1 protein-coding gene is annotated in these 1,240 nt (G+C 46.9%); it reads left to right on the forward strand.

What is annotated here, in order from left to right:
• The coding region (locus R7E47_RS24675) for a cysteine desulfurase-like protein (protein ID WP_318085384.1) at positions 1-1,232 on the forward strand (1,232 nt) is incomplete at its 5' end.
• Between the last annotated feature and the right edge of the window lie 8 nt (positions 1,233-1,240).

The raw sequence follows: 1,240 nt of genomic DNA on the forward strand, positions 1-1,240 counted from the left end.
ACTTCAATCTTAATCAAATCAGAGAACAGTTTCCCGCGCTGGCTCAGTATCATAATGACAAACCAGTTACGTTTTTTGATGGGCCTGGAGGCTCGCAAGTTCCTCAATCTGTGCTTGATTCAATGGTCGGTTACCTTGGGCGTTTTAATTCCAACTTGGGTGGGCATTACTTCTCTAGCCAAGCTACAGTCGATGTCATGCAGAGTGCGCGCGAGTCGGCACAAGCGCTATTGAATGCACCTTCGTCTGGTAATATTGTCTTTGGCGCGAACATGACATCACTGACGTTCCAGTTAAGCCGTGCAATCAGTCGTGATTGGCAAGAAGGGGATGAGATCATTGTCTCAGCGCTTGACCATTACTCGAACGTTTCAAGCTGGCAACAAGCAGCAGAAGACAAAGGAGCGGTAGTTCGCCAAGTTCGAATCAATGAAGCGGACTGCACTTTAGATCTTGAGCACTTGCAAAGCCTACTTTCAGAAAAAACACGCTTGGTTGCCGTGACATATGCGTCAAACACCACGGGATCGATAGTCGATATTCAGCGCGTAGTTGACATGGCGCACGGTGTTGGTGCTCAAGTTTATGTCGATGCCGTGCATTATGCTCCTCACCACTTAGTCGATGTACAAGCGCTGGGCTGTGATTTCTTAGCGTGTTCAGCTTATAAGTTCTTTGGACCGCATGTAGGTATCGCTTACGTGGCTGACCAATGGTTGCACAGCCTTCGTCCTTATAAAGTAGAACCGGCTACGAATATTGGTCCGGGTCGTTTTGAAACGGGGACACAAAGCTTCGAAGGCCTTGCTGGTGTTGCGGCCGCAGTGGAATATTTGGCTCAGTTTGGCGACAACGACTTACCACTTCGTCAGCGATTAGAACAAAGTTACGCGCTTTACAATCAACACGAACAGCGCTTAAGTGAGCGTTTTTTGCAACGACTCGACGCGCTAGAAGGTGTGAAACTGTATGGCATTGAGAGCGAAGATTGTCAGCAACGTACGCCGACGTTTGCTCTAACGTTTGACAAGTATTCACCAGAGTTTATCGCTAAGACCTTAGGTGAGCACAATATCTGTGTTTGGAATGGCCACTTTTATGCACTTGGTTTGGTTCGTCAGCTTGGCATTGAAGAATCAGGTGGGGTCGTACGAATTGGTTGTATGCATTACAACACTATTGAAGAAGTGGATATGTTGTTTGATGTGCTAGAAAGCATCCTTGATACTTAATCTCTCAT

This window comes from Vibrio sp. Vb1026 (assembly GCF_033338745.1).
Lineage (GTDB): Bacteria > Pseudomonadota > Gammaproteobacteria > Enterobacterales > Vibrionaceae > Vibrio > Vibrio alginolyticus.